Annotated in this window: 23 protein-coding genes and 1 pseudogene; all 24 read left to right on the top strand. The window is 58.6% G+C overall.

Annotation, left to right across the window (positions count from 1 at the left end; genetic code table 11):
* The first annotated feature begins 13 nt into the window (after positions 1 to 13).
* The 24 genes and pseudogenes from fliF (at position 14) to KGD89_RS16495 (ending at position 24057) form a co-directional block, all read left to right on the top strand.
* The gene (fliF, locus tag KGD89_RS16610) at positions 14 to 1810 is read left to right on the top strand and encodes a flagellar basal-body MS-ring/collar protein FliF (RefSeq protein ID WP_025260896.1); all 1797 of its coding nucleotides are present in this window, start codon (positions 14 to 16) and stop codon (positions 1808 to 1810) included.
* The gene (fliG, locus tag KGD89_RS16605) at positions 1803 to 2819 is read left to right on the top strand and encodes a flagellar motor switch protein FliG (protein ID WP_025260895.1); all 1017 of its coding nucleotides are present in this window, start codon (positions 1803 to 1805) and stop codon (positions 2817 to 2819) included. Before fliF ends, fliG begins: the two co-directional genes overlap by 8 nt.
* Positions 2820 to 2834: 15 nt before the next feature.
* Positions 2835 to 3641 (top strand): flagellar assembly protein FliH, encoded by an 807-nt coding sequence (gene fliH / locus KGD89_RS16600; RefSeq protein ID WP_025260894.1) that lies wholly within the window; start codon positions 2835 to 2837, stop codon positions 3639 to 3641.
* Positions 3631 to 4989: a flagellar protein export ATPase FliI gene (fliI, locus tag KGD89_RS16595; RefSeq protein ID WP_025260893.1), complete on the top strand. Its 1359-nt coding sequence runs from the start codon at positions 3631 to 3633 to the stop codon at positions 4987 to 4989. The genes fliH and fliI overlap by 11 nt, the downstream gene beginning before the upstream one ends.
* A 6-nt stretch (positions 4990 to 4995) precedes the next feature.
* Entirely contained in the window at positions 4996 to 5445 is a 450-nt protein-coding gene (gene fliJ / locus KGD89_RS16590; RefSeq protein WP_025260892.1) for a flagellar export protein FliJ, read from the top strand.
* Between the two features lie 55 nt (positions 5446 to 5500).
* The gene (locus KGD89_RS16585) at positions 5501 to 5806 is read left to right on the top strand and encodes an STAS domain-containing protein (RefSeq protein ID WP_038399941.1); all 306 of its coding nucleotides are present in this window, start codon (positions 5501 to 5503) and stop codon (positions 5804 to 5806) included.
* A 5-nt stretch (positions 5807 to 5811) separates the two neighbouring features.
* Positions 5812 to 7518, top strand: a complete 1707-nt coding sequence (locus KGD89_RS16580; RefSeq protein WP_025260890.1) for an ATP-binding SpoIIE family protein phosphatase — start codon at positions 5812 to 5814, stop codon at positions 7516 to 7518.
* A gap of 34 nt (positions 7519 to 7552) precedes the next feature.
* The gene (locus KGD89_RS16575) at positions 7553 to 7915 is read left to right on the top strand and encodes an Hpt domain-containing protein (protein ID WP_025260889.1); all 363 of its coding nucleotides are present in this window, start codon (positions 7553 to 7555) and stop codon (positions 7913 to 7915) included.
* Between the two features lie 86 nt (positions 7916 to 8001).
* The gene (locus tag KGD89_RS16570) at positions 8002 to 9345 is read left to right on the top strand and encodes a flagellar hook-length control protein FliK (RefSeq protein ID WP_025260888.1); all 1344 of its coding nucleotides are present in this window, start codon (positions 8002 to 8004) and stop codon (positions 9343 to 9345) included.
* A gap of 181 nt (positions 9346 to 9526) precedes the next feature.
* The gene (gene fliL, locus KGD89_RS16565; protein ID WP_025260887.1) at positions 9527 to 10027 is read left to right on the top strand and encodes a flagellar basal body-associated protein FliL; all 501 of its coding nucleotides are present in this window, start codon (positions 9527 to 9529) and stop codon (positions 10025 to 10027) included.
* 9 nt (positions 10028 to 10036) lie between these two features.
* On the top strand, positions 10037 to 11005 hold the full coding sequence (fliM, locus tag KGD89_RS16560; protein ID WP_025260886.1) for a flagellar motor switch protein FliM: 969 nt from the start codon (positions 10037 to 10039) through the stop codon (positions 11003 to 11005).
* Positions 11006 to 11066: 61 nt separating this feature from the next.
* Complete coding sequence (gene fliN / locus KGD89_RS16555) at positions 11067 to 11528, top strand: flagellar motor switch protein FliN (RefSeq protein WP_025260885.1); 462 nt, start codon at positions 11067 to 11069, stop codon at positions 11526 to 11528.
* Positions 11529 to 11975 carry a flagellar biosynthetic protein FliO gene (gene fliO / locus KGD89_RS16550; RefSeq protein WP_025260884.1) on the top strand — a complete coding sequence of 149 codons (447 nt, stop codon included), beginning with the start codon at positions 11529 to 11531 and terminating at the stop codon, positions 11973 to 11975. It begins immediately after the preceding gene.
* Positions 11975 to 12727, top strand: coding sequence for a flagellar type III secretion system pore protein FliP (gene fliP, locus KGD89_RS16545; protein ID WP_025260883.1), 753 nt, complete (start codon positions 11975 to 11977; stop codon positions 12725 to 12727). Before fliO ends, fliP begins: the two co-directional genes overlap by 1 nt.
* Before the next feature lie 25 nt (positions 12728 to 12752).
* Positions 12753 to 13022: a flagellar biosynthesis protein FliQ gene (fliQ, locus tag KGD89_RS16540; protein WP_025260882.1), complete on the top strand. Its 270-nt coding sequence runs from the start codon at positions 12753 to 12755 to the stop codon at positions 13020 to 13022.
* A gap of 6 nt (positions 13023 to 13028) precedes the next feature.
* Positions 13029 to 13814, top strand: coding sequence for a flagellar biosynthetic protein FliR (fliR, locus tag KGD89_RS16535; RefSeq protein ID WP_025260881.1), 786 nt, complete (start codon positions 13029 to 13031; stop codon positions 13812 to 13814).
* Position 13815: 1 nt separating this feature from the next.
* A complete protein-coding gene (gene flhB / locus KGD89_RS16530; protein WP_025260880.1) occupies positions 13816 to 14952 on the top strand; it encodes a flagellar biosynthesis protein FlhB in 1137 nt (378 codons plus the stop codon).
* 203 nt (positions 14953 to 15155) lie between these two features.
* A pseudogene (flhA, locus tag KGD89_RS16525) lies at positions 15156 to 17284 on the top strand (flagellar biosynthesis protein FlhA).
* A gap of 11 nt (positions 17285 to 17295) precedes the next feature.
* On the top strand, positions 17296 to 18627 hold the full coding sequence (gene flhF / locus KGD89_RS16520) for a flagellar biosynthesis protein FlhF (protein ID WP_025260878.1): 1332 nt from the start codon (positions 17296 to 17298) through the stop codon (positions 18625 to 18627).
* A gap of 115 nt (positions 18628 to 18742) precedes the next feature.
* The gene (gene fleN, locus KGD89_RS16515) at positions 18743 to 19576 is read left to right on the top strand and encodes a flagellar synthesis regulator FleN (protein ID WP_025260877.1); all 834 of its coding nucleotides are present in this window, start codon (positions 18743 to 18745) and stop codon (positions 19574 to 19576) included.
* Entirely contained in the window at positions 19573 to 20313 is a 741-nt protein-coding gene (gene fliA / locus KGD89_RS16510; protein ID WP_025260876.1) for an RNA polymerase sigma factor FliA, read from the top strand. The genes fleN and fliA overlap by 4 nt, the downstream gene beginning before the upstream one ends.
* A 257-nt stretch (positions 20314 to 20570) precedes the next feature.
* Positions 20571 to 20945: a chemotaxis response regulator CheY gene (locus tag KGD89_RS16505; protein WP_176767544.1), complete on the top strand. Its 375-nt coding sequence runs from the start codon at positions 20571 to 20573 to the stop codon at positions 20943 to 20945.
* Between the two features lie 19 nt (positions 20946 to 20964).
* Positions 20965 to 21750, top strand: coding sequence for a protein phosphatase CheZ (locus KGD89_RS16500; RefSeq protein ID WP_025260874.1), 786 nt, complete (start codon positions 20965 to 20967; stop codon positions 21748 to 21750).
* Positions 21751 to 21783: 33 nt separating this feature from the next.
* Positions 21784 to 24057 carry a chemotaxis protein CheA gene (locus KGD89_RS16495; RefSeq protein WP_025260873.1) on the top strand — a complete coding sequence of 758 codons (2274 nt, stop codon included), beginning with the start codon at positions 21784 to 21786 and terminating at the stop codon, positions 24055 to 24057.
* The last annotated feature ends 40 nt before the right edge of the window (positions 24058 to 24097 follow it).

Here is a 24097-nt window from a genome sequence, read left to right as displayed (position 1 = left end):
GACGTACTGAGTCATGGCCGAAGCAACAGCCGAAACCGTTCCGGCAAGAGCGGGCTCTCCCGACAAGAAACCCTTGTTTGGTCTGTCTTTTCTGGAAAACCTTTCTGAAATGACCATGCTGCGTCAGATCGGCCTCATGGTCGGTCTGGCTGCCAGCGTGGCCATTGGCTTTGCCGTGGTGCTCTGGTCCCAGCAACCCGATTACCGGCCGCTTTACGGCAGCCTGGCGGGAATGGACAGCAAGCAGATCATGGAAACCCTGACTGCGGCGAACATCTCCTATACCGTCGAGCCCAACTCCGGCGCTTTGCTGGTGAAGGCCGATGACGTGCAGCGTGCGCGTATCCAGCTGGCTCAGGCCGGCGTGGTCCAGAACGACTCCAACATCGGTTTCGAAATTCTCGACAAGGACCAGGGCCTGGGTACCAGCCAGTTCATGGAGGCCACGCGCTACCGCCGTGGTCTGGAAGGCGAACTGGCACGCACCATCTCGTCCCTGAATAACGTCAAGGCTGCCCGCGTGCACCTGGCGATTCCGAAAAGCTCGGTGTTTGTCCGTGACGATCGCAAGCCAAGTGCTTCGGTTCTGGTCGAGTTGTATGCCGGTCGTACGCTTGAGCCAAGCCAGGTCGTGGCCATCGTCAATCTGGTCGCTACCAGCGTTCCCGAACTGAGCAAATCGCAGATCACGGTTGTGGATCAGAAGGGCCACCTGCTGTCCGATCAGGCCGAAAACTCCGAACTGACCATGGCTGGCAAGCAGTTCGACTACAGCCGCCGCATGGAAGGCATGCTGACCCAGCGTGTGCAGAACATCCTGCAACCTATCCTGGGCAGCGACCGCTACAAGGCCGAAGTCTCGGCAGTTGTGGATTTCAGTGCCGTCGAATCGACAGCCGAAAGCTTCAACCCTGACCAGCCTGCCTTGCGCAGTGAGCAGTCGGTCAACGAACAGCGCTCCAGCAGCTCCGGCCCGCAAGGTGTTCCGGGTGCCTTGAGCAACCAGCCGCCAGGTCCTGCGACTGCGCCTCAGACGACCGGTGCGGGTGCAGCAGGTGCCGCAGCCGCTATCGCTCCAGGCCAGCCACTGCTTGATGCCAACGGTCAGCAGATCATGGACCCGGCCACCGGCCAGCCCGCTCTGGCGCCGTATCCGGCTGACAAGCGTGTGCAGTCGACCAAGAACTTTGAACTGGATCGTTCCATCAGCCACACCAAGCAACAGCAGGGTCGCCTGACTCGTCTGTCGGTGGCGGTTGTGGTTGATGACATGGTCAAGACCAACCCGGCCAACGGCGAAGTGACCCGTGCGCCATGGAGCGCCACTGACCTGGCCCGCTTCACGCGTCTGGTTCAGGATGCGGTCGGCTTCGATGCCAGTCGTGGTGACAGTGTCAGCGTGATCAACGTACCGTTCTCCAGCGAGCGCGGTGAAGTGATTCCGGAAATTCCGTTCTACTCGCAGCCATGGTTCTGGGACATCCTCAAGCAGGCCGTGGGCGTGATCTTCATCCTGATTCTGGTGTTCGGTGTTCTGCGCCCTGTGCTGAACAACATCACCAGCGGCAAGGGCAAGGAACTGGGCGGGTTCGGCGACTCGGAGCTGGGTGGTTTCGGCGGCATGGGCGGCAGCGGTATGGATGGCGATCTGTCCAATGACCGGGTCAGCCTGGGTGGTCCGCAGAGTATCCTGCTGCCTAGCCCGACCGAGGGTTATGACGCACAGTTGAATGCAATCAAGAGTTTGGTGGCCGAAGATCCGGGTCGTGTGGCCCAGGTCGTGAAAGAGTGGATTAACACTGATGAATGATCGAGCCGTCGTAGCCAAACTGACCAAAGTGGAGAAAGCCGCCGTGCTGCTGCTTTCTCTCGGTGAGACCGATGCGGCTCAGGTGCTTCGGCACATGGGCCCCAAGGAAGTACAGAAAGTGGGCGTGGCCATGGCTCAGATGCGAAACGTGCATCGTGAGCAGGTCGAAGAGGTCATGAGCGAGTTTGTCGATATCGTCGGCGATCAGACCAGCCTTGGCGTCGGTTCCGATGGCTATATCCGCAAGATGCTGACCCAGGCTCTGGGCGAAGACAAGGCCAACGGCCTGATCGACCGTATCTTGCTGGGCGGCAACACCAGCGGCCTGGACAGCCTCAAGTGGATGGAGCCGCGTGCGGTCGCCGATGTGATCCGCTTCGAGCACCCGCAGATTCAGGCAATCGTGGTGGCTTATCTGGACGCCGATCAGGCGGGCGAGGTGCTTGGGCATTTCGACCACAAGGTGCGCCTGGACATCATCCTCAGGGTTTCATCGCTCAATACCGTACAGCCTGCAGCTCTCAAGGAGCTGAACCAGATTCTCGAGAAGCAGTTCTCCGGCAATGCCAACACCTCGCGTACTACCCTGGGTGGTATCAAGCGCGCTGCTGACATCATGAACTTCCTCGACAGCTCCATCGAAGGCACGCTCATGGACTCGATCCGCGAGGTCGACGAAGACCTGTCGGTGCAGATCGAAGACCTCATGTTTGTCTTCAACAACCTGTCCGACGTGGACGACCGCGGTATCCAGGCGCTGTTGCGAGAAGTGTCTTCGGACGTGCTGGTGCTGGCGCTCAAGGGGTCGGACGAGGCGATCAAGGAAAAAATCTTCAAGAACATGTCCAAGCGTGCTGCCGAACTGTTGCGCGACGACCTGGAAGCCAAGGGTCCGGTGCGTGTCAGCGACGTGGAAACCGCACAGAAAGAAATCCTCACTATCGCACGTCGTATGGCCGAGGCCGGCGAGATCGTGCTCGGTGGCAAAGGTGGCGAGGAAATGATCTAAGGATTGCGTTGACCCATGCCCAGCTCCAGTAAAGACCCGGTTAGTGATCTCATTCGCGCCAAGGATATCGTTGGCTTCGACATGTGGTCACTGCCAAGCTTTGATCCGCACAAAGAGCCAGAACCGGAACCCGAACCGGAGTTAGTGGAAGAAGCGCCGGCCGAAATGGAAGAAGTTCCATTGGAGGAGGTGCAGCCCCTGACCCTGGAGGAGCTGGAAACCATTCGTCAGGAAGCCTGGAACGAAGGTTTTGCTACGGGCGAAAAAGAAGGTTTCCACAGCACCCAGCTCAAGGTCCGGCAGGAAGCGGAAGTGGCTCTGACGGCCAAGCTCGCCAGTCTCGAACAGTTGATGCTCAATCTGCTGGAGCCGGTGGCCGAGCAGGACACGCAGATCGAAAAGGCGGTTATCCATCTGGTGGAGCACATTGCCCGCCAGGTCATCCAGCGCGAGCTGCAGACCGATTCTCAGCAGATCGCCCATGTCCTGCGCGATGCCCTGAAACTGCTGCCCATGGGTGCCCAGAACCTGCGCATCTTTATCAATCCCCAGGACTTCGGGCTGGTCAAGGCGCTGCGTGAGCGCCATGAAGAAAGCTGGAAGATTCTCGAGGACGACAGCCTGTTGCCGGGCGGCTGCCGGATCGAAACCGAGCACAGCCGTATCGATGCCAGTGTCGAGACGCGGATTTCCCTGGCTATTTCCAAAATGTACGATCAGTTGCATGAGCAGGTTACTCATCCTGGTGCTGCCGATCTGAATATCGAACTGACCGGCGTCTCTGCCAGTGCAGTCGATATAGAGAAAAACGATGCGCCTTGATCGCACCAGCTTCAGCAAGCGACTGGGGTCGTATGCCGACTCCATCACCTTGCCTGCCCAGCCGGTAGTGGAGGGGCGCCTGTTGCGCATGGTCGGCCTGACCCTTGAAGCCGAGGGCTTGCGTGCGGCCATGGGCAGCCGCTGTGTGGTGATCAACGATGACAGTCACCATCCGGTCGAAGTCGACGCTGAAGTGATGGGGTTTTCGGGCAACAAGGTTTTCCTGATGCCAGTGGGCAGCGTTGCAGGCATTGCGCCAGGGGCGCGGGTCGTGCCGCTTGCCGATACCGGGCGTCTGCCCATGGGCATGAGCATGCTCGGGCGAGTACTCGATGGAGCCGGTCGACCGCTGGACGGGCGTCCGCCCATCAAGGCAGAAGACTGGGTACCCATGGATGGCCCGGCCATCAACCCGCTCAAGCGCGACCCCATCAGCCAGCCGCTGGATGTGGGTATTCGTTGCATCAACGGTTTATTGACGGTCGGTCGCGGCCAGCGTCTCGGGCTGTTCGCCGGTACCGGCGTGGGTAAGAGTGTGCTGCTGGGCATGATGACGCGCTTTACCGAGGCGGACATCATCATCGTCGGCCTGATCGGTGAGCGGGGCCGTGAGGTGAAGGAGTTCATCGAGCACATCCTGGGTGAGGAAGGGCTCAAGCGTTCGGTGGTGGTCGCTTCGCCTGCTGACGATGCGCCGCTCATGCGACTGCGCGCTGCCATGTACTGCACGCGCATTGCCGAGTATTTCCGTGACCGGGGCAAGAATGTCCTGTTGCTGATGGACTCCCTGACCCGTTTTGCCCAGGCCCAGCGGGAAATTGCCCTGGCCATTGGTGAGCCGCCTGCAACCAAGGGTTATCCGCCTTCGGTATTTGCCCGTTTGCCCAAGCTGGTGGAGCGCGCCGGTAATGCCGAAGCCGGTGGTGGCTCCATCACGGCGTTCTATACCGTGCTGTCCGAAGGGGATGATCAGCAGGATCCGATTGCCGACTCCGCCCGAGGCGTGCTGGACGGCCACATCGTGCTGTCACGGCGTCTGGCTGAAGAAGGGCATTACCCGGCTATCGATATTGAAGCGTCCATCAGCCGGGTCATGCCGGCAGTTGTCAGCCCTGAACACATGGGGCGTGCGCAGTTCTTCAAACAGTTGTGGTCCCGTTATCAGCAGAGTCGCGATCTGATCAGCGTGGGTGCCTATGTGGCGGGTGGCGACCGGGAAACCGACACGGCCATTGCCTTGCAACCGGCATTGGCGCGCTATCTGCGTCAGGGTTTGCGCGATAACGAAAGCATGCAGGCCAGCAGTGAAGCGCTGGCTGCAGTGTTTGCCCCGGCTCCTGGCGGCTGATAGGTCATGGCCCAGAGTCGTGCGGCGCGCCTGGCGCCGGTGGTCGAAATGGCGGAGGCCGCCGAGCGTACGGCAGCCCAGCGTCTTGGGCACTTTCAGGGGCAGGTCAATCTGGCCTACAGCAAGCTTGAAGAGCTTGAGCGCTTTCGCTTGAGTTATCAGGAACAATGGATCAGTCAGGGTAGCCATGGTGTATCCGGGCAATGGCTGACCAACTATCAGCGCTTCCTCAATCAGTTGGAAACTGCCGTCGGCCAGCAGAACAAGAGTCTGGAGTGGCACAAGGTCAATCTCGAAAAGGCTCGTGGCGCCTGGCAGGAATGTTATGCGCGGGTCGAAGGTCTGCGCAAACTGGTGCAGCGTTATATCGACGAAGCGCGCCAGCTTGAAGACAAGCGCGAGCAGAAGCTGCTCGATGAATTGTCCCAGCGCCTGCCTCGTCGTGAGCAGGATTGATATGTCTATTCTCTCGTCTACGCTTGCGGTGTGATGACGTACTTCAGGAGTCCTTATGGCGAAGATCACCTCCGAGCTTTCCCAGGACGGTCAGCAACTGACCGTGTTTATCGAGGGGCGCTTCGATTTTTCCACTCACCAGGATTTTCGCGGAGCTTATGAAGACCACTCTGCAAATCTGAAGTACGTGGTGGATCTGGCCCGTACTCATTATCTGGACAGCTCGGCCCTGGGGATGCTTTTGCTGCTGCGCGATCATGCCGGTGGTGATGACGTGGTGGTTGAGCTGGTCAATTGCACGCCGGATGTCATCAAGATCCTCACCATTTCCAATTTCTCGAAACTGTTCCAGTTGAGCTGACGCCCTTGTCCTCGGCAGCCAAGGGGTTGTGCATACTGATCGCGGACGACAGTGCCAGCGACCGTTTGCTGTTGTCGACCATCATCGGGCGCCAGGGCCATCGAGTCCTGAGTGCTGCCAACGGCATCGAAGCGCTGACGATCTTCGAGGCAGAGCGGCCGCACCTGGTCCTCATGGATGCGCTGATGCCGGTCATGGACGGTTTCGAGGCCGCGCGTCGTATCAAGAGCCTGTCCGGCGAGTCGCTGGTGCCGATCATCTTTCTGACTTCTCTCACCGAAGGCGAAGCCCTGGCGCGCTGCCTGGATGCCGGTGGCGATGACTTCATTTCCAAGCCCTATAACCCGCTGGTCCTGGCAGCCAAGATCAATGCCATGAACCGGCTGAGGCTGTTGCAGGAAACCGTGTTGCACCAGCGCGACCTGATCGCCAGGCACCACGACTACCTGCTCAACGAACAGCGCGTCGCCAAGGCGGTATTCGATCAGGTGGCACATTCGGGGTGTCTGGGTGCGGACAATATCCGCTATCTGCAATCGCCTTACGCGCTGTTCAATGGCGACCTGATGCTCGCTGCCTACACGCCGGCCGGGAATATGCATGTATTGCTCGGTGATTTCACCGGCCATGGCCTGCCTGCGGCAGTGGGGGCGATGCCCTTGGCCGAAGTGTTTTACGGCATGACCGCCAAGGGCTACGGCGTGTCTGAAACGCTTCGGGAAATGAATGCCAAGCTCAAGCGCATCCTGCCGGTGGACATGTTCTGCTGTGCAGCGCTGCTCTCGGTCGATCTCAAGCAACAACAAGTCGAGATATGGAATGGCGGGTTGCCGGATGCTTATCTGTTGCGAGTAGCCGATGGCAGTCACTTGCCGATGGTGTCGCGGCATTTGCCGCTTGGGATACTGAGTGCCAGTTCTTTCGATGACCGGACGGAGGTTTATCCGCTGTCGACGGGGGATCGCATTTTTTTGCTGTCCGATGGCGTGCTGGATACCAGCAACAATCGCGAAGAGTTGTTTGGTGTGCAGCGCCTGCGAGAAGTCCTGACGGCAAACCGTCAGCCGTCCTTGTTGATTGAGGAGATTCTTCAGGCGCTGAACGATTTTGGCGGGCGTGCCCGTGATGACGTCAGCATGCTGGAAATCAGTGTCATCGATGAAGCGCAGGACACGCCGGCGGTATTGAATTATTCCGAGAGTGCGGCGTCGAGCCCTCTGGACTGGTCGGTCAGCTTCGAGTTTCGGGCTTCGACTCTGCGCCGATTCAACCCTTTGCCCTATCTGATGCAGTTATTGCTTGAGGTGCCAGCGCTTCAGGCGCAGAGTGCTGCGCTGCATAGCGTTCTCACCGAGCTGTACAGCAATGCGCTGGAGCATGGTGTGCTGGGGCTCGATTCTGCACTCAAGCAGGATGCCAGTGGATTTGCCCGCTATTATAAGGAGCGGACTGACCGGCTTGAGGCGTTGCAGTCGGGTTTTGTCCGCTTGCATCTGAAGGTGGAGCCTGTGGAGCAGGGTGGTCGGCTGACGATCCGTGTCGAAGACAGTGGCCAGGGCTTCGATGTGCAGCAGATGCTTGCCATGCCTTCCTCGCTTGAGGGGTTGCATGGCCGTGGTCTGAAGTTGATTCGTGAATTGAGCCAGCAGGCGCAATGGTCTAAGGATGGCCGGGTTGCTTGCGTGGAATTTTTCTGGAGAGCAGTGGCATAATCCGCCTCCGGAGTCTTGATCAAGGAGTGAGCAAGTGTCGATTCATCTGGATTACAGTGTTTTAAGTGTTCTGCAGGAAGTCATGGAAGACGAATACCCAACGTTGCTCGACGTTTTCCTCAAGGATTCCGAGCAGCGAGTGACGCAATTGCGCCGCGCTATCGATACCGAACTGCTGGACATGCAGGAGCTGAGCCTCACGGCCCATAGCTTCAAGGGCAGCAGCAGCAACATGGGTGCAGTGGTCCTCTCGGACTTGTGCCGCCAGCTTGAAGAGCGTGCTCGCCAGCAGCAGCGGGCAGGCCTTGAAGAGCTGATTGGCCTGATCGACAGCGAGTATCTGACCATCCGCCGGCTATTCGACGCCGAGCGCCAATTGTTCATCGGTCAGACCTGATTCCTCTCTCATTTTCTTTCTCCTGAAAAGCTGGCCCGCATCTTGCTTTTGTTTATGGAACCAGCTGCTCATGTGCGGAGATTGAAATGCCCCTTGCCCCAAATGTGCTTCTTCAGGCCAATGCGACTGCGACGTCAAAGTCCAGCGCTGCCAACAATGCGATCAAGGCTGCAGACAGCGGCAAGGGCGACGGCTCCAGCTTTTCCAATGTCTATGCCAAGCAGGCCAGGGACAAGGTTGCTGATCGCAACGACACTGCGGTCAAGCCTGCGCGTGACAAGTCTGTGCCTGAAAAGGACAAGACCGAGGCCAGTACAAGCACTGCCGCCGATGACTCGACCGTTGCCGAAAGCGGCAATGGCTTGCCTGCCGACCCGGCCAGCGCCAGTACTGACGACAAGTCCGCTGCCGAGGGTGAAACAGTCGCCGAAGTCGTGACGCCACCGGTCACCGACCCTGCGCTTGATCCGGCATTGCAACTGGCAGCGGCCCAGACGCCTGCAGCGCTGGCGGCCTCGGCGGCTAAGACCGACAGCGATGCGGCCAAGGCCTTGCCGGTCCTGGCGGCACTGCCCACCGCAGCGCCTGTTGAGGACTCCTTTGATCCCGAGGCTGACCCGCTGGATGGCTTGCATGCCGTACAACTGGCGCTGGAAAACGCCAACGCCAAGGCGCATGCCTCGCAACAGGCGAATGCATCGGGTCGGGCAGCCAACAATGCCGATAATGATCAGAGTCAAAATGTCGCCAATAACCTGGCGGCCTTGAGCGAGCAGTTGCCCTCGGACGAAAGCAGCACCGAAAGCAGCGACAAGTCGTTCAGCAGTCTGATCAGCGATGGCCTCAAAGACACCAAGAGCGTTACGGGCGATACCCGGGTCGATAACTTCGCAGAGCGTCTGGCTGCCCTGAGCCAGGCGGCACAACCCGCCAAGACAGCCGCCGCACCCACACCGCTGATCAACCAGCCACTGGCCATGAACCAGAGTGGCTGGAGCGAAGGGATTGTGGATCGTGTGATGTACCTGTCGAGCCAGAACCTGAAGTCGGCTGAAATCAAACTGGAACCTGCCGAGCTTGGCCGTCTGGACATTCGCGTCAATATGGCGCCGGACCAACAGACCCAGGTGACCTTCATGAGTGCCCACCTGGGTGTGCGTGAAGCGCTGGAAAACCAGATGTCGCGTCTGCGTGAGTCGTTTGTTCAGCAGGGGCTCGGTCAGGTTGATGTCAACGTGTCCGACCAGTCTCAGCAACAGGCCCAGCAGCAGGCGCAGGAACAGGCCAGCCGGGCACAGCGCGCTGGTCGTGGCGGTGGCTCGGGTTCTGGTGATGGCGTGGATGACACTGCTGTCGCCGATGCCGCTGCTCCGGTCAGCCAGCCAGCGGCCCGGGTGATCGGCACCAGCGAGATCGATTTCTACGCCTGATTGATCTTTTCGCGAATGAATTCGCTCCTACACCCGTAGGAGCGAATTCATTCGCGATAAACCTCCGCATATGTAACGAATTCATTCACGCTCCCGCCTTCCTCTCCGCAACTCTGGCATAACACTTGCTCTGCCTCTCTCACGCATTAGCGAACCCCTTGAATAGTGACGGATTATTGGCATGGCGAAGAGCGAAGAAGTTAAAGACCCCGCTTCCAAAGGTAAACTCAAGCTCATCATCGTCGCAGTCGTGGCTTTATTGCTCGCTGTAGGCCTTTCGGTAGGTGCGACCTGGTTCATCATGCACAAGTCTGCGAGTGCGCCTGATCCGGCTGCAGTGGCAGCGGCGGCCAACGTCAAGCCAGTGGCAGTCTTTGAGCCCCTGACGCCTGCGTTCGTGGTGAACTTCAACTCCAATGGTCGTCAGCGCTACATGCAGGTCAGCATCACCATGCTGGCGCGCAACGCTGCGGACATGGAGGCCTTGAAGGTGCATATGCCGGTGATTCGCAACAATCTGGTGATGCTGTTCGCGGCTATTCCTTTCGAGTCGCTGGCCACGCCAATCGGCCAGGAAATGCTGCGTCAGAAAGCGACCGCCAGCATTCAGGAAGTGGCGCAGAAAGAACTCGGCAAGACTGTGATCGAACAGTTGCTCTTCACTAACTTCGTATTGCAGTAGGACTCTGACATGGCCGTTCAAGACCTGCTGTCCCAGGACGAGATCGATGCGCTGCTGCACGGCGTTGACGATGGGATGGTCCAGACCGAAAGTAACAGTGAGCCTGGCAGCATCAAGAGTTACGACCTGACCAGCCAGGACCGGATCGTGCGGGGTCGGATGCCGACCCTGGAAATGATCAACGAACGTTTTGCCCGCTATACCCGCATCAGCATGTTCAACCTGCTGCGTCGCTCTGCGGACGTAGCGGTGGGTGGTGTCCAGGTCATGAAGTTTGGCGAATACGTACACTCGCTGTACGTACCGACCAGCCTCAACCTGGCCAAGATCAAGCCATTGCGCGGTACGGCCCTGTTCATCCTTGATGCCAAGCTGGTGTTCAAGCTGGTGGACAACTTCTTTGGCGGGGACGGTCGTCACGCCAAGATCGAAGGGCGTGAATTCACGCCGACCGAGCTGCGCGTCGTGCGCATCGTTCTGGATCAGGCGTTCATCGACCTCAAGGAAGCCTGGCAGGCGATCATGGAAGTGAACTTCGAGTACATCAACTCGGAAGTGAACCCGGCCATGGCCAACATCGTAGGTCCGAGCGAGGCGGTGGTGATTTCCACGTTCCACATCGAACTCGATGGCGGTGGTGGTGACCTGCACGTGACCATGCCGTACTCGATGATCGAGCCGATCCGCGAAATGCTCGACGCCGGTTTCCAGTCGGATCTCGACGATCAGGACGAGCGCTGGATCAAGGCACTCAAGGAAGACGTTCTCGACGTCAACGTTCCGCTGAGCACAACCATTGTCCAGCGTCAGTTGCCGCTGCGCGACATCCTGCACATGCAGCCTGGCGATGTGATTCCGGTGGAGTTGCCCGAGACGCTGGTCATGCGTGCCAACGGCGTACCTTCTTTCAAGGTCAAGCTCGGCTCGCACAAGGGCAATCTCGCCCTGCAAGTAATCGAACCCATAGAGCGGCGTTGATCTTTAAGGTCGATGCCGAAAATTGTTGCGTAACTGAATCAATGCCCGCAGAGGACAACCGATGGCTGATGAAAACGAAATGACGTCTGCTGAAGATCAGGCGTTGGCCGATGAGTGGGCTGCGGCCCTGGGTGAAGCTGGTGAGGGTGGTCAGGCCGATATCGACGCATTGCTGGCGGCCGATGAAGGTAATTCTTCGTCGCGCATGGCGATGGAAGAGTTTGGCAGTGTTCCCAAGAACAATGCACCTGTGACGCTGGACGGTCCCAACCTGGATGTGATTCTGGACATTCCGGTGTCGATCTCCATGGAAGTGGGCAGCACCGATATCAACATCCGTAACCTGCTGCAGCTCAACCAGGGTTCGGTGATCGAGCTGGACCGTCTGGCTGGCGAGCCGCTGGACGTGTTGGTCAACGGCACGCTGATCGCTCATGGCGAAGTGGTCGTGGTCAACGAGAAGTTCGGCATCCGTCTGACGGATGTCATCAGTCCGAGCGAACGCATCAAGAAGTTGCGCTAAGTGAGGCGCTTGCTGGGTGTGCTGCTGACGCTGCCTTCGCTGGCGTGGGCAACGGAACCTGTGGCGCAGGCTGCTGCAGCCGCTCCGCAGGTGGCCAACACGGCTTCAGGCGGGATGGGCGGGCAAGTGCTGCAGTTGCTGCTCGGCCTGCTGGTGGTGGTCGGCCTGATTTTCGTGCTGGCCTGGGTCATGCGCCGGGTACAGAGTGTCGGGCCGAACGGTGGCCAGGTCATCGAGCTGCTGGGTTCGCGGGCGCTCGGGACACGTGATCGCCTGTTGCTGGTTCAGGTGGGTAACGAGCAGATTCTGCTGGGTGTCACGCCGGGTCACATCACGCCGCTGCATGTGCTCAAGGAGCCGGTGCAGGTTCCCGTGCGCGAGCAGGCAACCCCTGAGTTCGCCCAGCGCCTTCTGGAGTTGATGGGCAAGGATAAGGACAAGAAGTGATGGGTGCCTTGCGTTTCCTGATATTGCTGCTGTTGGTCGTGGCAGCACCTGTCGCGTTCGCTGCCGATCCGTTGTCGATACCGGCGATCACGCTGTCCAACAACCCGGCGGGTCAGCAGGAATATTCGGTCAGCCTGCAGATCCTGCTGATCATGACGGCGCTGAGTTTCATTCCGGCGTTCGTCATGCTGATGACCAGCTTTACGCGAATCATCATCGTTTTCTCGATCCTGCGTCAGGCCCTTGGCTTGCAGCAGACGCCATCGAACCAGATTCTGACCGGCATGGCGCTGTTTCTGACCATGTTCATCATGGCGCCGGTGTTCGATCGGGTGAATCAGGATGCCTTGCAGCCTTATCTGGCGGAAAAACTCAGCGCACAGGATGCGGTGGCCAAGGCTCAGGTGCCGATCAAGGACTTCATGCTGGCCCAGACCCGCACCAGCGACCTGGACCTGTTCATGCGCCTGTCCAAACGTACCGATATTCAGACGCCTGACGCTGCACCCTTGACCATTCTGGTTCCGGCCTTCGTGATCTCCGAACTCAAGACGGCATTCCAGATCGGTTTCATGATCTTCATCCCGTTCCTGATCATCGACCTGGTGGTCGCCAGTGTGCTGATGGCCATGGGTATGATGATGCTGTCACCGCTGATCATTTCCTTGCCGTTCAAGATCATGTTGTTCGTGCTGGTGGATGGCTGGGCGTTGATTGTCGGAACCCTGGCGGGAAGTTTTGGTGGTGTATGAGTCGTTTTGACGAGGAGTCTGCCCGATGACGCCGGAAGTAGCGGTCGACCTGTTTCGTGAAGCGTTATGGCTGACCACCGTGCTGGTGGCGATTCTCGTGGTGCCGAGCCTGATCTGCGGCCTGCTGGTCGCCATGTTTCAGGCGGCTACCCAGATCAACGAACAGACCCTGAGTTTTCTTCCGCGTCTGATCGTGATGCTCCTGACCCTGATTGTCGTGGGTCCCTGGCTGCTGAAAATATTCATGGAATACATCCTGTCGCTGTACGGCAGTATTCCGACCTTGATCGGCTAACGGCTCATGCAGCCTTTGCTTGCGCTGACCGATACCCAGATCAGTACCTGGGTCGCCAGCTTCATGTTGCCATTGTTCCGGATCGTCGCTGTCCTGATGACCATGCCGATCATTGGTACGACGCTGGTGCCGCGTCGCGTGCGCCTGTATTTTGCCGTGGCGGTCACAGTGGTGGTTGCTCCTGTGCTGCCCGCCATGCCGCCTGTCGAAGCCCTTGATCTCAGTGCGCTGCTGTTGATCGGTGAGCAAATCCTCATCGGTGCGGGCATGGGGCTTTCGCTGCAGTTGTTCTTCCATATTTTCGTGGTGGCGGGTCAGATCATTGCCACCCAGATGGGTATGGGCTTTGCCTCGATGGTCGACCCCACCAACGGCGTGTCGTCGGCGGTTATCGGTCAGTTTTTCACCATGCTGGTCACGCTGCTGTTTCTGGCAATGAATGGCCATCTGGTGGTGCTGGAAATTCTGGTCGAGAGCTTCACCACCATGCCGGTAGGCAGTGGCCTGCAAGTCAGTAATTTCTGGGAGCTGGCTACGGGGCTTGGCTGGGTGATGAGTTCAGGGATGAGGCTGGTGCTGCCGGCCATTACCGCGCTGCTGATCATCAACATCGCTTTTGGCGTCATGACGCGTGCGGCGCCGCAGCTCAATATCTTCTCCATCGGTTTTCCCCTGACCCTGGTGCTTGGCATGGTCATCCTGTGGATGAGCATGGCTGACATTCTCAATCAGTACCAACCCATGGCCGTTCAGGCCTTGCAGTCCCTGCGTGATCTGGTGAGGGCCCGCTGACATGGCTGAGAACGAGAATGGCCAGGACAAGACAGAGGAACCCACGGAGAAAAAGGTCCGGGACTCCCGGGCCGAAGGGCAGATTGCCCGCTCCAAGGAACTGACGACCCTCGTTGTGATGCTGATGGGGGCGGGCGGCCTGCTGATGTTCGGCGGCGGCATTGCGCGCATGATGATTGATTTGATGCGCAATAACTTCACGATCAGTCGTGAAACCCTGATGGACACCACCTACATGGGCAAGCTGCTGCTCAGTTCCGGCGAGCATGCGCTGATTGTGGTGTTGCCGTTTCTGATTGCCATGCTGGTGGCTGCGCTGGTGGGGCCGATCATGCTGGGTGGCTGGCTGTTCGCGACCAAATCCCTGGCCCCCAAATTCAACCGCATGAACCCGGCCTCGGGGCTCAAGCGCATGTTTTCTCCCCATGCGCTGGTGGAACTGCTCAAGTCGCTCGCCAAGTTCCTGATCATTCTGGCGGTGGCGCTGGTGGTCTTGAGCAAGGAGCGCAACGACCTGGTTTCCATTGCTCATGAGCCGCTGGAGCAGGCCATGATCCACAGCTTGCAGGTGGTCGGCTGGAGCAGCTTCTGGATGGCGTGCGGGTTGTTCTTCATTGCCGCGCTCGATGTGCCTTTCCAGATGTATGAAGCCCACAAGAAGCTGCTGATGACCAAGCAGGAAGTGCGTGACGAGCACAAGAACAGCGAAGGCAGCCCCGAGGTCAAGCAGCGGATTCGTCAGTTGCAGCGCGAGATGTCCCATCGCCGGATGATGGCGGCCATTCCGGAGGCCGATGTCATCATCACCAACCCGACGCACTTTGCCGTGGCGCTCAAGTACGATCCCGAGAAGGGCGGGGCGCCGATGCTGCTGGCCAAGGGGGCTGATCTTGTCGCCCTGAAGATTCGCGAGATTGGCGCCCACAACCAGATCCTGATCCTGGAATCGGCCGCCCTGGCCCGTTCCATCTACTACAGCACCGAGCTTGAGCAGGAGATCCCGGCCGGGCTTTACCTGGCTGTGGCCCAGGTGCTGGCCTACGTCTATCAGATCCGCCAGTACCACTCTGGCCGAGGCAAACGCCCGGATCCATTGGGTGTGCTGCCCATCCCGCCAGACTTGCAACGCGATTCCTGATCGCTAATGAATTCGCTTACGAGCTGTATAGGGGCGAATTCATTCGTGAAAACCCCCGTATCCACCAAGCAAAGCCACAAGTTGCTATCAGCTTGTGGCTTTGTGCTGGCTACTCGCTGCTAAAGTTGGACAGCTTTTTGCAATAAGTCGATTCAGGTCGCCTTGGGCGTCAAAGTTTTGATTTAGTGCGCAGGTAAAGAACAGTGGATCGCTCTCAGATTATCAGTAGCGCACGTAGCAATCTTGCCGGTTTTGGTCGTGGCCAGCTGGGTGTCCCGCTGTTGTTGTTGATCATGATGGCAATGATGATGTTGCCTATCCCGCCTTTCCTGCTGGACGTGTTCTTCACCTTCAACATCGCACTGTCCATCGTCGTGCTGCTGGTCTGCGTCTATGCCTTGCGGCCGCTGGACTTCTCGGTTTTCCCCACCATCCTGCTGGTGGCCACGCTGTTGCGCCTGGCGCTGAACGTGGCGTCCACCCGTGTGGTCATGCTTCACGGTCAGGATGGTCACGCGGCTGCGGGCAAGGTGATCCAGGCCTTTGGTGAAGTGGTAATCGGCGGTAACTACGTGGTTGGTATCGTGGTGTTCGCGATCCTGATGATCATCAACTTCGTGGTAATCACCAAGGGTGCCGGGCGTATCTCCGAAGTAAGCGCACGATTCACCCTCGATGCGATGCCGGGCAAGCAGATGGCGATCGACGCCGACCTCAACGCCGGCCTGATCGATCAGCCAGAAGCAAAACGCCGTCGTGCCGAAGTGGCTCAGGAAGCCGAGTTCTACGGTTCCATGGACGGTGCCAGTAAATTTGTGCGCGGTGATGCGATTGCGGGCCTGCTGATTCTGTTCATCAACCTGATCGGCGGCATGCTGGTCGGTATTCTGCAGCACAACATGACCTTCGCTGATGCGGGTCGTGTGTACACGCTCCTGACCATCGGTGACGGTTTGGTGGCGCAATTGCCATCACTGCTGTTGTCCACAGCGGCAGCGATCATGGTGACCCGTGCTTCCGGTTCGGAAGAAATGGGCAAGATGATCAACCGCCAGATGTTCACCTCGCACAAGGCCCTGGCCGTATCGGCTGCGATCATGATCGTTATGGGTCTGGTCCCGGGCATGCCGCACTTCTCCTCATCAGCCTGGGGCTGGTGGCGGGCGGTGCAGCCTACTGGCTGTGGAAGAAGCAGAACATGGCAAAGGTCGAGGCACTGGCCGAAGTTCAGCGTCAACAGGAACTGCTGCCATCGCCGACCCGCGTTCAGGACTCCAAAGAGCTGGGCTGGGATGACGTGACGCCGATCGACATCATCGGTCTGGAAGTGGGCTATCGCCTGATTCCGCTGGTGGATCGCAATCAGGGGGGGCAATTGCTGGCGCGTATCAAGGGTGTGCGCAAGAAGCTGTCCCAGGAGCTGGGCTTCCTGATGCCGACCGTACATATCCGCGACAACCTGGATCTGGCGCCCAGCGCCTATCGCTTGACGCTCATGGGCGTGATTCTGGCCGAAGCCGAAATCTACCCGGATCGCGAACTGGCGATCAACCCTGGGCAGGTGTTTGGCACGCTCAACGGCATTACTGCCAGAGATCCGGCATTCGGTCTTGAGGCGGTGTGGATCGAAATCAGCCAGCGCAGCCAGGCTCAGTCATTGGGTTACACGGTGGTGGATGCCAGTACTGTAGTGGCAACTCACTTGAACCAGATCCTCTACAAGCACTCCCATGAGCTCATCGGGCATGAGGAAGTGCAGCAATTGATGCAATTGCTGGCCAAAAGCTCACCCAAACTCGCTGAAGAGCTGGTGCCAGGCGTTCTTTCGCTGTCGGCGTTGCTCAATGTGCTGCAAGCCCTGCTGGCTGAACACGTGCCTGTTCGCGATATCCGCAGCATTGCCGAAGCCATCGCTAACAACGCTGGCAAGAGTCAAGATACCGCCGCTTTGGTGGCTGCCGTACGGGTCGGTCTGAGCCGTGCAATCGTGCAAAGCATTGTGGGGATTGAGCCGGAGCTGCCTGTCATCACGCTGGAACCAAGGTTGGAACAAATATTGCTCAATAGTTTGCAGAAGGCTGGTCAGGGTCAGGAAGAAGGCGTTCTTCTTGAGCCGAGCATGGCTGAGAAGCTCCAGCGTTCTTTGATTGAGGCTGCCCAGCGTCAGGAGATGCAAGGGGCGCCGATAATTCTGTTGGTAGCGGGCCCCATCCGGGCCATGCTGTCACGATTTGGACGATTGGCTGTACCGAACATGCATGTTCTGGCGTATCAGGAAATTCCTGACAATAAGCAAGTCACCATCGTAGCGACTGTCGGGCCTAACGGCTGAGGTAGTGAGTCATGCAAGTTAAGCGTTTTTTCGCCGCCGATATGCGTCAAGCCATGAAACTGGTTCGTGATGAGCTGGGCGCCGAAGCGGCCATCATTGGCAACCGCCGCATCGCCGGTGGCGTCGAGCTGACTGCCGCTCTGGATTACAAGCTGTCCGCACTGGCGCCTCGCGTGCCGAACATGGAGCTTGAGGACGAGCTGCGCAAGACTCAGTCGCGCATCGTTTCCGCTCAGGCCGAACTGGACAATCGCGGTGACAGCGATCCTTCGATCAATCGCCAGTTGTTTTCCGGCATGCCGCTCAGTGGCCTCGATAAACATATCGAGCCGACCCTCGAAGAGCCGCCACGCCCGTTTGCTCATGCACACATACCTGCCGCCGCAGAGCCAGCAGTCGGGCAGCGCGCCTACGACTCCATGCGTCATGAGTTGAATGGCCTGCGCGAGCTGCTGGAAGTCCAGCTTGGTTCCCTGGCCTGGAACCAGCTGCAAGGCAGCCGTCCGCAGCAGGCCAGCCTGTGGCGTCGTCTGCAGCGCGTCGGCTTGTCCGGCCCGCTGTCACGCGACCTGCTGGCGATGATCCCTGAAATCGACGAGCCTCGTCAGGCCTGGCGCATGCTGCTGGCGCACCTGGCGCGCATGATTGCCGTGCCTGATGTCGAGCCTCTCGAAGAGGGTGGCGTGATCGCCATGGTCGGCCCTGCCGGCATGGGCAAGACCACGACCCTCGCCAAGCTGGCAGCCCGTTATGTGCTCAAGTACGGCCCGCAGAACATTGCACTGGTCAGCATGGACAGTTTCCGTATCGGCGCTCAGGAGCAGCTCAAGACTCTGGGCCGTATCCTCAATGTGCCGGTGACCCATGTCGATCCTGGCCAGTCCCTGGCTCAGGCCCTGGACCCGCTGCTACGCAAGCGTGTGGTGCTGATCGATACCGCTGGCCTGCAGGCCAGTGATCCGGCCCTGCGCATGCAGCTCGAAAGTCTGGCAGGTCGCGGCATCCGTGCACGCAACTACCTGGTGCTGGCGACGACCAGCCAGAAGCAGGTACTGACGGCGGCCTATCACAGTTACAAACGTTGCGGTCTGGCAGGTTGCATCCTGACCAAACTTGATGAAACCGCAAGCCTCGGCGAAGTGTTGAGCCTTGCAATCGGCCATGAGTTACCCGTTGCTTACTTGACGGATGGGCCGCGTATTCCTGATGACCTGCATCTGCCGCGCCGTCACCAGTTGGTGAGTCGTGCAGTGAGTGTGCAAATGCAGGATGAGCCGAGCGAGGAAGCGATGGCTGATATGTTTGCCGACCTCTATCACACCCCTGGCAAGAGAGTGGGTTAAGTGATGGGTATTACTGGAATGTCCCTGCATCAATGGTCTGCCAGGCATTGTTCGTTCGCGAACATGCAGCCCGTAATGTGGTTTCGGTCTACGCAAGACAAGGTAAAGAAATAACATGGGCAGCATGCATCCCGTACAGGTTATCGCAGTGACCGGTGGCAAAGGTGGCGTCGGTAAGACTAACGTGTCAGTGAATCTCTCACTGGCTCTGGCCGAGCTCGGTCGGCGCGTCATGCTGCTGGATGCCGACCTTGGCCTGGCCAACGTCGATGTTCTGCTGGGGCTGACACCCAAACGCACGCTGGCGGATGTCATCGAGGGTCGTTGTGACTTGCGCGATGTCCTGTTGCAGGGCCCGGGCGGTGTTCGCATCGTGCCTGCGGCTTCCGGCACCCAGAGCATGGTTCACCTGTCGCCAGCCCAGCATGCCGGTCTGATCCAGGCCTTCAGCGAGATTGGCGACAACCTCGACGTGCTGGTGATCGACACGGCTGCCGGTATCGGCGAATCGGTAGTCAGCTTCGTGCGCGCTGCGCAGGAAGTGCTGCTGGTGGTCTGCGACGAACCCACCTCGATCACTGACGCCTACGCACTTATCAAATTGCTCAACCGCGACTACGGCATGAACCGTTTTCGCGTTCTGGCCAACATGGCCCAGAGCCCTCAGGAAGGGCGCAACCTGTTCGCCAAACTGACGAAAGTGACTGACCGTTTCCTGGATGTGGCCCTGCAGTACGTCGGTGCCGTGCCTTACGACGAATGTGTTCGCAAGGCGGTGCAGAAGCAGCGCGCTGTCTACGAGGCGTTTCCACGCTCCAAATGTGCGCTGGCTTTCAAGGCCATTGCCCAGAAGGTTGACACCTGGCCGTTGCCGGCCAACCCGCGTGGTCATCTGGAGTTCTTCGTCGAACGACTTGTCCACCAGACCAGTGCGGGGCCTGTTCAATGACAGCGAGCGGCTTTCAAATGTACAGCAAGGCTTCCAGAAATTCGCAATACGAACTCATCGAGCGTTACGCGCCGCTGGTCAAGCGTATTGCCTACCACTTGCTGGCGCGTCTGCCTGCCAGTGTTCAGGTGGAAGACCTGATCCAGGCCGGCATGATCGGTCTGCTGGAAGTGTCTACCAAATATGACTCCACCAAGGGTGCGAGTTTTGAAACCTATGCCGGTATCCGTATTCGTGGCGCCATGCTCGATGAAGTGCGCAAGGGTGACTGGGCTCCACGCTCGGTACACCGTAATACGCGCATGGTCAGTGACGCAATTCGCGCAATTGAAGCAAAAACCGGTCGTGACGCTAAAGATCACGAGGTTGCTGCCGAACTCCAGTTAAGTCTCGATGATTATTATGGGATTTTGAATGATACCTTAGGCAGCCGCCTCTTCAGCTTCGACGACCTCTTGCAGGACGGCGATCATGAAGGGCTGCATGAGGATGGTGCAAGCGGCTCGCTCGAACCGTCGCGAGACCTGGAAGATGAGCGTTTCCAGGCAGCGCTGGCAGATGCAATTGCCAATTTGCCGGAGCGTGAGCGGCTGGTATTGGCGCTGTACTACGACGAAGAACTGAACCTCAAGGAAATCGGTGAAGTGCTTGGGGTCAGCGAGTCGCGGGTCAGTCAGTTACACAGCCAGTGCGCAGCTCGTTTGCGGGGGCGTTTGGGGGAGTGGCGAGCGCGTTGATGGCAATTTGTGACTTATCCAGGTCACAGGTTGTCGCAAGCCGGCTGTGCAGAGCGTTACGTGGTATCAGGATAGACAGGGCAGGAGCCTGTTCAGACAGAGCCTATGGCCTGCAGGTTCAGGTTGGTGCTCTGTTGTTTTGCCAAGCCCGTCGTCGTTTCGTACAGCCGGGGGTGTGCTGTGCCAGTATTGAGTGAACAGCGTGTTCAGGTGCTGAATGCGTTAAAGACTGCTTGGAGGTCGAATTGGACAAGAACATGAAAATCCTCATCGTTGATGACTTTTCAACGATGCGGCGGATCATAAAAAACCTGTTGCGTGACCTGGGGTTCACCAACACATCCGAAGCGGACGACGGCATCACTGCCTTGCCGATGCTTCAAAGTGGTTCCTTTGACTTTCTGGTGACTGACTGGAACATGCCTGGCATGACCGGTATCGATCTGTTGCGTCAGGTTCGCCTGGATGATCGTCTCAAAAGCCTGCCCGTGCTGATGGTGACTGCTGAAGCCAAGCGTGAGCAGATTATCGAAGCTGCCCAGGCCGGTGTGAACGGTTACGTCGTCAAGCCGTTCACAGCCCAAGTGCTGCAAGAGAAGATCGAAAAGATCTTTGAACGCGTCAACAGCTGATGCATGCCGCGAGGGCGCTATGGACAACAACGATTCACTGGGTGACTTCGAGTCAACCCTGAAGAAACACGCGCAGGAGCTGGTTGCCAGCCTTGAAAAAGGCCGCTTCGGTGATGCCGTGCAATTGATCCATGAGCTCAACCAGGCTCGTGACCGTGGCCTGTATCAGGAAGTCGGCAAGCTGACTCGCGAACTGCATAGTGCGATCGTCAATTTTCATATTGACCCGAACATGCCGCAAGCCGAAGAAGTGTCCCAGATCACTGATGCCGCCGATCGTCTGTCGTATGTTGTGAGACTGACCGAGAATGCGGCCAACCGCACGATGGATCTGGTCGAGCAGAGCACGCCGCTGATGAACGGCTTGAGTGATGATGCCAAGTCGCTGAGCGCTGACTGGGGTCGTTTCATGCGTCGCGAGATCGGCGCTGAAGAGTTTCGCGACCTGGCCAAGCGTGTTGACGGTTTTCTGTCACGTACAGAGACAGAAGCTCATACCGTTGCCAGCCATCTCAATGACATTCTGCTGGCCCAGGATTATCAGGATCTGACCGGTCAGGTGATCAAGCGCGTTACGCAGCTGGTCACTGAAGTCGAAAGCAATCTGCTCAAACTGGTCCTCATGGCCAGTCATGTCGACCGCTTTGCGGGTATCGAACATGACGAAAAAGCGATCCTTGCTGAAAAAGATCCTAAAAAACATATCACGCAGGGTGAAGGTCCGCAGATTCATGCCGATAAACGTGAAGACGTCGTATCCGGACAGGATGATGTAGACGATCTGCTATCGAGCCTTGGCTTCTAGGTCTGTTGACGGTTAATTTTAGGGAGCACCCCAATGAGCTTCGGCGCCGATGAAGAGATCCTTCAGGATTTTCTGGTAGAGGCCGGCGAAATTCTGGAGCAGTTGTCTGAACAGTTGGTCGAGCTGGAAAGCCGACCAGATGATGCGGATCTGCTCAATGCAATTTTTCGCGGTTTTCACACTGTAAAAGGGGGCGCCGGCTTCCTCCAGCTCCATGAGCTGGTGGAGTGCTGCCACATCGCCGAAAACGTGTTCGACATCCTTCGCAAGGGGGAGCGCCGCGTTGACGCCGAATTGATGGACGTGGTCCTTGAAGCTCTGGATACAGTCAACAGCATGTTCGGTCAGGTGCGCGAGCGGACCGACCTTACGCCTGCGACTCCAGAACTGCTGGCTGCGCTGTCGCGTCTTGCCGAGCCCGAGTCGGCTCAGCAGGCTGAGGCCGCTGCACCGCCACCACCTCCTGTTGTCGAGGCGGCTCCTGTAGAGCCCGCTGCAAGCGACGACATCACTGACGCCGAGTTCGAGCATCTGCTCGATACCATGAGCGCGGCCAAGGCCGATGCAGCGCCTGCTGCGGCGGCACAGGCTCCTGCGGCGGCCAGCGATGAAATCACCGATCAGGAATTCGAATCGCTGCTCGACCAGTTGCATGGCAAGGGCCAGTTTGCGCCTGATGCCGTCGCGGCTCCTGCGCCTGCTCCCGTAGCGGCTGCTCCGAGCAGTGGCGCTGCACCTGCCAGCGATGAAATCACTGACGACGAATTTGAAGCCTTGCTCGATCAGTTGCATGGCAAGGGCTCGTTCGATGCCAGTGTCGTTGCAGCTCCGGTTGCAGCAGCGGCTGCCCCGGCACCTGCCAAGGCTGCCGCGCCTGCTGCCAAGGCGGCCAGTGATGAAATCACCGATCACGAGTTCGAGAGCCTGCTGGATGAGCTGCATGGCAAAGGCAAGTTCGAGCCTCAAGCCGTTGCCGCCAATGTGGCAGCAGCTGCGCCTCCACCGCCACCTGCAGCAGTAGCCAAACCGGCTGCCGCTGCGGCACCTGCGGCCAAACCGGCAGCGCCTGCTGCGGCCCCGGCCCCGGCTCGCGCACCTGCTGCTGGCGGCGCGGGTGAAAAGCCTGTGGCCTCTGAAGCGGAAACTACCGTACGGGTCGATACTGCGCGTCTGGACGAGATCATGAACATGGTCGGCGAACTGGTGCTGGTGCGTAACCGTCTGGTTCGCCTGGGTCTCAACAGTGGCGATGAAGCCATGTCCAAGGCCGTATCGAACCTGGATGTGGTCACCGCCGACCTGCAGACCGCGGTGATGAAGACCCGGATGCAGCCGATCAAGAAAGTCTTCGGCCGCTTCCCGCGACTGGTTCGCGACCTGGCGCGTCAGCTCAAGAAGGAAATCAACCTGGAGCTGGTCGGTGAAGAAACCGACCTGGACAAGAACCTCGTAGAGGCGCTTGCCGACCCGTTGGTCCACTTGGTGCGCAACGCGGTAGACCACGGTATCGAAATGCCTGAAGAACGTGAAGCTTCTGGCAAGTCACGTGGCGGGCGAGTGGTTCTTTCCGCCGAGCAGGAGGGTGACCATATCCTGCTGTCGATTTCCGATGACGGCAAAGGCATGGATCCCAACGTTCTGCGTGCTATCGCTGTGAAGCGTGGCGTGATGGACAAGGATGCTGCCGACCGCCTGAGCGATACCGATTGCTACAACCTGATCTTCGCACCGGGCTTCTCGACCAAATCCGAGATTTCCGACATCTCCGGACGCGGCGTGGGCATGGACGTGGTGAAAACCAAGATTGCCCAGCTCAACGGTACGATCAACATCTACTCCACCAAGGGCCAGGGCTCCAAGATTGTCATCAAGGTGCCTCTGACTCTGGCAATCATGCCGACCCTGATGGTCATGTTGGGCAACCAGGCTTTTGCCTTCCCGTTGGTCAACGTGAACGAAATCTTCCATCTGGACCTGTCGACCACCAACGTCGTCGATGGCCAGGAAGTCGTGATCGTTCGTGACAAGGCCCTGCCACTGTTCTATCTCAAGCGCTGGCTGATCAGTTCTGCCGCCCATGAAGAACAGCATGAAGGCCATGTGGTGATCCTTTCGGTGGGTACCCAGCGTATCGGCTTCGTGGTCGATCAGCTGGTCGGTCAGGAAGAAGTGGTTATCAAACCGCTGGGCAAGATGTTGCAAGGTACGCCAGGCATGTCGGGCGCCACCATCACCGGTGACGGTCGCATCGCCCTGATTCTGGATGTACCGAGCATGCTCAAGCGTTACGCCGCACGGCGTATTTGATTCTGGGGTCGCGGGCAGCGCAAGCTGCCTGCTGCGCCTA

It is taken from the genome of Pseudomonas cichorii, assembly GCF_018343775.1.
Taxonomy (GTDB): Bacteria; Pseudomonadota; Gammaproteobacteria; order Pseudomonadales; family Pseudomonadaceae; genus Aquipseudomonas; species Aquipseudomonas cichorii.
This window is presented reverse-complemented; position numbering and strand designations above follow the sequence as displayed.